Genomic DNA, 9385 nt, shown 5'->3' with positions numbered 1-9385 from the left:
ATCTCACCGCTGAAGGCGTCACCCAGCGTCTCGCCCATTGCGGCAAGCAGGTGCTCACCCACGATAGGATAGTGCTCTGGCTGCACGCCGAGGCTGGCATGCTTCTGGGAAATACGTTTGACGGCTGGCCCAAGTGCGGCAAGATTGTCGATGTTAGAGGCGTACGCCCAAACAGCATGCGCCAGCGCCTCCGACTGTCCACCGGATCGCTGATTCGCGTGGTTGAAGAGATTCCTGAGCTCGGGGTGATATTCAAAGAGGCGGTGATAGAACCGTGTCACCACAGTCATTCCGTACTCGCTGAGAACAGGCGCGCTCGACTTGATGATCTCGGTCTGCTTTGGGGTCAAGGCCATTGCGGGTCTCCTGTGCACGCGCTTCCCCTTGCTATCGGGGTGGCTGTTTCGCAGCTCAACTGCGCGAGACGCCCAATGCGCAAGCGCGTCCCACGAATAAGAGCAAGGACAACGCTTAGATTATATTTGAGGCGACGACAAAGCGTAGACGCGCTGGTCGGCGCTCATCGAGTTTGTCATATCCAAGGTCCAGGCGTGCCCATCGTAGAGGTCAACGATCCTCGCCTCGGCCTCGCGACCATCGCTCGATATCGGCGAGGAGCTGAAGATATTCATTCAGTACGGCGGTGTTACGATCCGATGTGGCAACACCTTGATGCACTTCGGTCCGAAGCCGGCCGAGTTTTTCTAGCAAAACAGGCACAGGTATCGTTTGGACCGTCAAGATTCTGAAGTCCATCCGGATTTCAGCGACGCTTCGTTGATGGCGATCTCTCATCTTCTTCTCAGGGTTCTTTGAGTCATGCGATGCACTCCAAAGGCCCTTGACTGTTAGCAGCACTGGCCTATCCCACCTTTGCAGTAACGTACTGGCGCAGTGCCGGCCGGCGCCAAGGTCGTCTTCGGGAAAACGCTGATCGCATTTCGCCAAATGCGCACCAGCCGAGCGTATCATGGTGTGATACGTTTATCCTAGCGCAGCTAGACAAGCAGATCATGGCCGTATCTTGCAATTTTAGATGGTCGCTAAACGGATGTTTGTCGTGCCGCAGTAAAAATTGACATCGGTCATTCTTTCCTGGATGAGACGGGTAGCCGGCGGCGGACTAAGACCTTGTGGCGCTGCTGGGCGAGCAGTTCGAACAGCAAGTGTTCGTCCTCGATAAACGGCCAATCGAATTGCTGCCCGTGATCGACACGAGAGGTGGCCTGATTGGCGTAGTCACGTGCGGATCTCCGGCCGCTTCACCCGACCGTCCACGGCGTTGATGTGGAACGCAGCGCGATCCAGAAGGCGGAACGGGAAAGGAGACGGTTACCGGTTCGCAGCGTGATGTCGACTGAAGTGACTACAGTTGATGCGGCGAGTAGAGTAGTAGAGGTGATCCCCCGTTTCACCGCTCAAGGGCACCGTCACATCCCAGTGGTGCTTGCTGCTATTGCAAAACCGGTTGGAAAGGCGGCAACGGCATGTCGTCGCCGTCGATGAACGCAGTCGCGCATCGAACGGCAAAACCCAATGCGCCATCTTTATTCGCAAACACACCCAACTTGCCCAGCGACGTCGCATGGCCGTCCTCTTCTAGGATCGAGGCGGTTGCAACGAACGTTTTACCCAAACGGCTGACAGAAGGCTGGAAGGCGATCCCTCGGTGATAGAGGATCATAACGTCGACTCGTCGGAATGGTTGAAGGCATAACGCACAAGGCGTCCGCCGCCTGTACGTCCGAGTGAGAGGGAATGCACGGCGGCTGACTATGCAAAAATTGGTGAACGCCTCTCTGCCAGTCGTTGTCCACAAGAGAGCAAGGCTTTGACGAGTGCAACAGTCAAATCTCGGCGTTTGCTGGTTGGTCCGTTCGCGGCCATGCCATACGCGAATGCGTATTGCACGGCGCCGATGCTCAGAAACCGCTCCTTCTCTGCATGCCCATCGGGCCATGCACGAAGAGCGTTGTCATATGCAGGTGATAGTTAAGGTGTAGCGAACGCAGTAAATTCGATATCCTCTGTAACTAACGTCCTCGTTCTCAGGTTCGGTCGACGCGGTACTCTTTTCGCACCGCTTGAATGAGTCGTCTATCCCGAACTGACCGAAAAAACGGTCGAGGAGATTCTGCGCCCTCGTCGTGAATCGCATCTACACTCGAGTCGCGGATCAAGGACTCTCGACTTACAATGCGGGGTGGGGTGATAAAACTGGCCACCAAACGCCATATCGGGCTGTGACATTTCCAGATGCGAAACGACGGTTTCGAGGTGCAAACGCTCCTTGTTAGCTCGTAAACGTTCATACCACTCCGCTTACTCGCTAACTGTTCAGTCGCGGCTAGTTTTCGAAAGTGCCCTTCGCTCCCTCAAGCTGCGCAGCACTCGGTCGCGTTTGCGCTCACGAATGTAGTGTTTGAAGATTGCAGGAATTGCAATGGCGACCGCCGCGCCAGCGACAATGCATCCCATTAAAGTTTCGCTCATCAACTGTCGTCAGCTGCGCTTTGTGAACGCAGCAGAAACCTTTTGTATGCGTTGTCAGAAGCTGACGTATTTTTGTCCACAACCACGGGACTATTAAAACATGCATTGCATTTACACTTAATAAGGGTTTACGGTAGCTAGGACGTTTTAAAATCGATCCATCGTGTTTTTGCAAGAACGCGTGACGCCTTAGCAAAAGTTGCGACTGACCTTCGTGAGTCCGCCGAGCAGACGGGACATGTCAACGAGTCGCTGGGCAACAGGTGCCGGACCTCGCCTTCGCACTGCCAGGTGCCATACACGGCGAGAAGTGCTGCGCCTAGTGCCTCTTTTCGCTGCTTCTCGAGTAGCGACGGCCAGACGATCACGCTGACATTACCCGTCTCGTCTTCCAGGGTCACAAACATCACGCCTTTGGCAGTGCCCGGTCGCTGCCTCACCGTGACGAGTCCACAGCCCCGCGCCAGTCGTACGTTGCGATACGCGCGCAGCGTCGCGGCGGGCATGAGCCGGTGCTCCAGTAAGACGGGGCGAAGGAGCGCGATCGGGTGCCGGCCCAGCGTGAGCCCCGACGCGTTGTAATCGCTGACGATATCTTCGGCTTCGGACGGCGCGCCGAGGGCTGGCGTTTCATCATCAATGCGGCTGTCCGCCAGGATGTCCCGGTCGGGCGCGGCAGCGACCGATTGCCAAAGCGCTTCACGACGATTGCCGGCGAGGGATCGCAAGGCATTCGCCGCTGCGAGCACCTGGAGGTCGCGTCGATCGAGCTGAGCGCGGCGCGCGAGATCACACAGCGCCACGCGATTTACACAAGACGGTCAATGACCCAGCGTCAACGGCTCCCGATAACGTCGCGTAAGCACGAAGCTCTGGCTTCCAACCGATGATTCTTATCGACGTACCCGCTGACTCTTTCCGCGTGCAGCCGCGCGTTGAGCAAACATCGGCATTCGGGTGAGAATCCAGTCGAGCAATTCCTGCGGTCCTGCTGCGAGCGGGCGTCCCGCTCTCCCGAGCAGCCTTGCCTGCGCGCTTTCAAAAAGCGGATGCGCGATCGGAATGGTCGTCAACTCGCCACTCGCCAGTTCACGATACTCCGCAAATTCACCGATCAGCGTCATAAAATTTCCGCCGCGACGAAGCGCTTCAGCGCGGCAAGCGAGTTCGTCGTGAGCGTCGGACGAATGGCGAGGTTGTCAGTGGTCTCCAGCATCTTCACGACGTGTCCGATGCCGAAGCTCGGCGGCATCAGCGCGAGCGGTTAGTCGAGCAGGTCGCTTATCGACGCGACGCCGCCGCGCTTCGCCAACGGATGATCGCGCCGCGCGAGCAGCACCACCGGCTGCGGCGAACTCGCGCGAATCTCGATGCGCTCATGTGGCGGCGGGTTACGCGAGCCCGATATGCGCGCGGCTCTGCGCGACTTCTTCAAGCAGGTCGTCGACGGCGAGCATCCGCACATCGATTTCGAGGCGCGGATAGCGCGTGCAGAACGGCGCGAGGACATCGTCGACGAGCGTATCGACATAGCCTTCGCTCACCGCGAGGCGAACGTGGCCTTGCTGCATGCCCTTTAGCGCATGCAGCCGGTCTTCGAGCTTTTCCTGCTGCGATCGATAGCCGCGCCAGAATTCGAGCAGATGGAACGCCGCTTCGGTCGGACGCACGCCGCGCGCTTCGAGTTCGAAGAGCGTCGTGTCGAGCTCGTCTTCGAGCAGCTTGATTTGCCGTGCGATGACGGACGGTGAGGTGTTCAGGTGATCCGCCGCCCCGCGAATCGTGCCGTGCGACAGCACTTCGTGGAAGTAGCGAAGACGTTGCTGGTTGATCTCGCGCATGGTTGCCATCCGGGAGGAAAAGTCGTGTTGCCCAAAAGGCAACGATTCGCGAACTTTGTTGCTCTTGCTCGCATGCCTGCGGGGGCCCCATCATGACCGCAACGGATGACGCAGGATTGCAACTAATCAGAATATCTAATGAAAAGGAGAGTCACGCCATGACGGACGAAATCAGCGCTTTGCGCCGCCGCTTTCTGGGCACGACGATCGCGAGCATAGACGCGATGCAGCTCGGCCTGAGCGATATCGCGTTTGCACAGACAGCGAAGCCGGCGCGCGCCTCATCGACGGCGGGCTCCGCCGGCATTCGCCAGATCGATGCAGGCGCGCTCAACGTGGGTTATGCCGAAGCCGGTCCTGCGAACGGCCCGGTCGTGATTCTGCTGCACAGCTGGCCCTACGACATCCACAGTTTCGCCGACGTCACACCGCTGCTCGTGGCGCGGGGCTATCGCGTGATCGTGCCTTATCTGCGCGGCTATGTGGCTCGACGCCGCTTCCTTTCCGCCGACACCTCGCGCAACGGACAACAGGCGGTGGTGGCGGTGGACATCGTCGCGCTCATGGATGCGCTGAAGATTCAGCAGGCCACGTTCGGCGCATTCGACTGGAGCGCACGCACCGCCAATCTCATCGCGGCGCTGTGGCCCGAGCGCGTGAAGTCGATGGTGTCCGACAGCGGCTACCTGATCGGCAGTCAGAAGGCGAATGAAGCGCCGTTGCCGCCGAAGGCCGAGTTCGCGTGGTGGTATCAGTTCTATTTCGACCGAGCGCGGGAAGGTGGGCTACGAGGCAAATCGTCGAGATTTCAACGAGCTCATCTGGCAACTGGCGTCGCCCAAATGAGACTTCGATGACGCGACGTATGACCGCTCCGCGAGTGCGTTCGATAACCCCGATCACGTCGCGGTGGTGATTCACAATTATCGCTGGCGACTCGGGCTTGCGCAGGGCGAGCCGCGATACGACGCGCTCGAGCAGCGCCTCGCCACCGCCCCGTCGATCAGCGTTCCGACCATCACGATGGAAGGCGATGCCAATGGCGCGCCGCATCCCGATCCATCGGCGTATGCGCGGAAGTTCACGGGGAAATACGCGCATCACACAGTGCAGGGCGGATCGGGCACAACCTGCCGCAAGAAGCGCCAAAAGCGTTCGCGGAGTCTGTTATCGACGCGAACTTGAATGTGAGCGCGAGGCATCGTCGTCTACCGAAAAACTCGCCCAATTCATTCGGCAATAAATACCGATAACTTATTACCGTTGGTTTGTGTTGGTTGATCTTTCGGTTTTCGATGTTTTCAAACTTAAGTGAGTCCCTACAGTTTACTCAAGTATTAATTGCTAGTCGAGCGCCCTGCACCCGAAAAGGTTTTCCTATTCAGCGAATAGGTAAGCAGATTTTTCGCGCGAGTTCACCGCTCGACCGTTTTTAACCTATTTTCATACGTAAAAAAGTGTAACGAAGACAGGTAAAATCGATATGGTTATAGTCCAGATCATTAATATAACGGTCTTACTTACCTATCGTGAAAAACACCCAAGAAAACAACAAGGAATTTTTTGCTCGTTCCGACGACGCGGCACCTTTCTCGCGCCGCAGGTTTCTGTCGATGCTGATGGCCGGCGCGGGTGGCGCGGCGCTGACGGCATGCGGGGGCGGGTTTGATTCCACCGATGCATCGGGCGGGCTCCCGACCGACGTGTCCAAGGCGAGCACGGTTTCGCTCTCCGGCGCGACGGCTCCGCCAGCGGCATCCCTCACCGACAGTGCGGGCACGGTCTGGACGCTCCTCAACGGCCGCGTGATGAAGAACGGCACGGGCGTGTCGACGGGCTCGAGCGTCGCGCAGGCGCTGCTGCTGTACTTCAACGGCATCATCTACGCGCAGAACGCGAGCGGCGTCTGGTATCAGAACGGCTCGCCGTGGAAGAACATCGGCACGACGGATCCGCGCAACGTGGTCAAGCCGTCGAACACGTCGCTGTTCTACGGCATCAACGGTCATATGGCGTGGGGTTCGGGCATCTACTTCACCATGACGGCCGAGCAGCAGCTCGCCATCCTGAAGGATCTGGGCGTGACGATGTATCGTTGCGACACCGCGGACGCTGGCATGTCGGCGACGCTCGCGATGGCATTGCGCGGCGCGTTCGCGGGCAGCGGTGTCGGCATCATGCCGGTGCTCAATCCGCGTTCAGCGGGCTGGAACCCGACGGGCACCGAAGCCGCCGCCTATTCGCTCGGTTATGACATGGCTGTGCGCTGCGCGCAACCGCTGAAGGGCCTCGTCACGCATGTCGAATGCGGCAACGAACTGGATACCATCGGCCTGCAGATCGGTGGCGACGGCAGCCAGACCACCGACTGGAGCCCGTCGCAGTGGCCGGCGTTCCGTGGCGTGATTCGCGGCATGATCGCGGGCGTGAAGGCGGTCGATCCGACGATCAAGTGCGGTGTGAACGTCGGCATTCCGATGGCATATCGCGCGCTGCAGATGCTGTGGAACGGCATCTCGCCGAACGGCACGGCAATGGGCATATCGGGCGCGGCGCCGCTGCAGTGGGATTACACGACATATCACTGGTATCACAGCTCGGGCAAGCTGGAATGCGCGGGCCGCAACAACGCGTGTATCAACGTGCTGCAAGTGCTGAAGGACTCGTTCAACGTTCCGATTTGGCTGACGGAATGGGGCTGGTCCGGTTCGGCGGATTCGCCTTCGGCGCAATCGGCGTATGTGCAGGAAACGATGGCGTCGTACTACGCGATCAAGGACAAGTACAACATCGAGTGCGTCATGATGTACGCGGTCATCGACCAGGACTACGGGCTGATCCAGGCCGATGGCGTGACCAAGAACCCGGCCTACGCCACGTTCAGGAACTTCGTCGTGGCCAATCCGGTGAAGACGACGGCGTAACGAGCGCCGCGCGGTCACGTCGAACGTGAGGGCAAGCGATTTCTCGCGGCGGCGGAGCATGAAGCCATCCGGCATAATGCCCCGACCGTCAACAAGTAACCCGAGGAATCCATGCTGCTGTCTGAACAGGACGTACTCGTGACCGGTGGCGCACGCGGGCTCGGTGCGGCGATCGTCGAAGCGCTCGCACGCGAAGGGGTTCTGTCGCATTAACGCGGGGAAGGTAAAATTCGAGGCTGAGGAAACCGCTTTGGTCACACGATGAAAAAGACACTGACGCCGGTTCTGTCGCGGTAACGGCAAGACGCTGACGAATGGTGGTATAAGTAGGACTGCTTATGCTACCAGTGAGTAAAACTGCTCGGCACGAGTGTATCCGATGCCACTGCCTTCCATTTGGCCTTTGGCGATCATGTGCATGAGTTCGATGCCGCTCAACAGGATGCGGGCACAACGAAAATTCTTGAAGCCGAGCATGGGCCGCGTGCGTCGCTTGATCGCCCGATGATCTTGTTCGACAACGTTGTTCAGATACTTGTTCTGGCGAATCTTGATCGGTGTTTCCCGCTCCGCGTTGAGGGCATCCAGCGCGGCCAGGTTCGCACCGCTTTTATCGATTGTCACCGTCTCGGACTCGCCATTTTGATCGATTGACTTTTCGAAATAGCGCCGCGCCGCGGCCTTGTCACGATGGGCGCGCAGCAGAAAATCCACCGTGTTGCCCTCCTTGTCGACTGCGCGATACAAATACGTCCACTGGCCTCGGACCTTGATATAGGTTTCATCCATTCGCCAGCTCCGACCGACGGCTCTCTCTTGGCGGCGAAACGCCTTCTCCAGAACCGGCAACACCTTGATGGCCCAGCGATGTACGGTTGAATGGTCGACCGAAATTCCGCGCTCGGCCATCATCTCTTCCAGATGTCGAAGGTTCAGCGGATACGCCACATACCAGCGCACACACGTCAGGATCACATCGAGCGGATAGTGCAAGCGCTTGAGCACCCGTGCCAAGGCTGGATTCAGAGTCGTCATCAAGCGTCCGATCGTTCGCATTGTCAGGGCACATGATACCCGACGCTTACTGCGACAAAACCGCATCACACGCTAAACGTATCCTTCATAACATTCACTTAAGGCACGCGGTCCGCCTCGGCACGCGGAAAGATGGCGGGAAGGTCCATGGCTTCGAGCAGGTGTTGCTGCATTTACGGATCGGGCAGATCGCGTAATTCACTTGCAGAAGTACAATCACTCGCGACCGACCGTCGCCCGTCGTGAGTCCATCACCTCGCGCTTGATGGGTTAACCCACGACGAGGTTGCCCGACGCGACAACAAGAAGCTCAGCTTGCGCATGCGACGCGCCAACTTCCGCAGCCAGAAGACGCTGGAAGGATTCGACTTTGATCGGTTGCCAGGCCTGAATCGAGCCGCCATCCATGACCTCGCCACCTGCAGATTCATCGACGAGAAAGTGGCCGTTCTAATCGCCGGCCCGTGTGGGACCGGCAAGAGCCATTTGGCGCAAGCCCTCGGACACGCAGCAGCAACGCAAGGACACGATGTCCTGTTCTCCACGCAAAGCCAGTTGCTGGCTAGTCTGCGCAACGCGGCGGCCGTGGGAACTTACGATCGACGCTTCCAATATCTTGCCAGGCTCCCATTGCTGATCATTGACGACTTCGGTCTCAAGCCACTGCGTTCGCCTGACGACGAAGACTTCCACGACCTGATTGCCGAACGTTATGAGCGGGCGGCAACAATCTTGACTTCAAATTTGGATTTCCCGGAATGGGGTGAAGCATTCCCAGGTAACAAAATGATCGGCGCGGCAACCCTCGACCGCTTGCGTCATGGCGCCCACAAAATCGTCCTCGACGGTGAGAGCTATCGCGGACCGAAACCAGGCGTCGAAACACTCAGAACCGAGCTTGCAAAAGGAGGAAAAATCACGCAACCTTGATCCCCGTCCGAACCCTCGAATTACTCGTTTCCAGTGGCGCCATTACGGCAAAAACGCCCGGCGCCATTACGCCGAAAAGTGACACAGTTACACGACGAGATCGCCGACCTCGACGTTATGATCGCGTCCCTCGTTGATGAACTCGCTCCGGATCTGGTCTCC

4 protein-coding genes and 5 pseudogenes are annotated in these 9385 nt (G+C 58.4%); 4 read left to right on the top strand and 5 right to left on the bottom strand.

Annotated features, from left to right (window positions below):
• The 4 genes and pseudogenes from AWB67_RS32765 to AWB67_RS32745 form a co-directional block, all read right to left on the bottom strand.
• On the bottom strand, positions 1-356 hold a 356-nt coding region (locus tag AWB67_RS32765; RefSeq protein WP_235025470.1), incomplete at its 3' end, for a globin domain-containing protein.
• Positions 357-1453: 1097 nt separating this feature from the next.
• Positions 1454-1684: a hypothetical protein gene (locus AWB67_RS32760; protein WP_087660192.1), complete on the bottom strand. Its 231-nt coding sequence runs from the start codon at positions 1682-1684 to the stop codon at positions 1454-1456.
• Positions 1685-2682: 998 nt separating this feature from the next.
• Positions 2683-3284: pseudogene (locus AWB67_RS42390) on the bottom strand (OB-fold nucleic acid binding domain-containing protein); the annotation flags it as partial.
• A gap of 102 nt (positions 3285-3386) precedes the next feature.
• Positions 3387-4334: pseudogene (locus AWB67_RS32745) on the bottom strand (LysR family transcriptional regulator).
• Between the two features lie 158 nt (positions 4335-4492).
• On the opposite strand from AWB67_RS32745, the pseudogene AWB67_RS32740 reads away from it, so the two are divergent.
• The 3 genes and pseudogenes from AWB67_RS32740 to AWB67_RS43555 form a co-directional block, all read left to right on the top strand.
• Positions 4493-5509, top strand: a pseudogene (locus AWB67_RS32740) (alpha/beta fold hydrolase); the annotation flags it as partial.
• Positions 5510-5863: 354 nt separating this feature from the next.
• On the top strand, positions 5864-7258 hold the full coding sequence (locus AWB67_RS32735) for a glycosyl hydrolase (RefSeq protein ID WP_235025469.1): 1395 nt from the start codon (positions 5864-5866) through the stop codon (positions 7256-7258).
• Between the two features lie 111 nt (positions 7259-7369).
• Positions 7370-7456: pseudogene (locus tag AWB67_RS43555) on the top strand (3-oxoacyl-ACP reductase); the annotation flags it as partial.
• A gap of 138 nt (positions 7457-7594) precedes the next feature.
• Here the strand turns inward: AWB67_RS43555 and AWB67_RS32730 are convergent.
• Positions 7595-8293, bottom strand: a complete 699-nt coding sequence (locus AWB67_RS32730) for an IS6 family transposase (protein ID WP_087660189.1) — start codon at positions 8291-8293, stop codon at positions 7595-7597.
• Between the two features lie 270 nt (positions 8294-8563).
• On the opposite strand from AWB67_RS32730, the pseudogene istB reads away from it, so the two are divergent.
• Positions 8564-9223, top strand: a pseudogene (istB, locus tag AWB67_RS32725) (IS21-like element helper ATPase IstB); the annotation flags it as partial.
• Positions 9224-9385 lie beyond the last annotated feature (162 nt).

Source organism: Caballeronia terrestris, assembly GCF_001544515.1.
Lineage (GTDB): Bacteria > Pseudomonadota > Gammaproteobacteria > Burkholderiales > Burkholderiaceae > Caballeronia > Caballeronia terrestris.
The sequence above is the reverse complement of the archived record's forward strand: the minus strand, read 5'-3'. Positions and strand labels throughout refer to the sequence as shown.

Coding starts and splice junctions, on each gene's coding strand:
- AWB67_RS32760 (WP_087660192.1), bottom strand. CDS start 1,684: ATGATCCTCTATCACCGAGGGATCGCCTTCCAGCCTTCTGTCAGCCGT.
- AWB67_RS32730 (WP_087660189.1), bottom strand. CDS start 8,293: ATGACGACTCTGAATCCAGCCTTGGCACGGGTGCTCAAGCGCTTGCAC.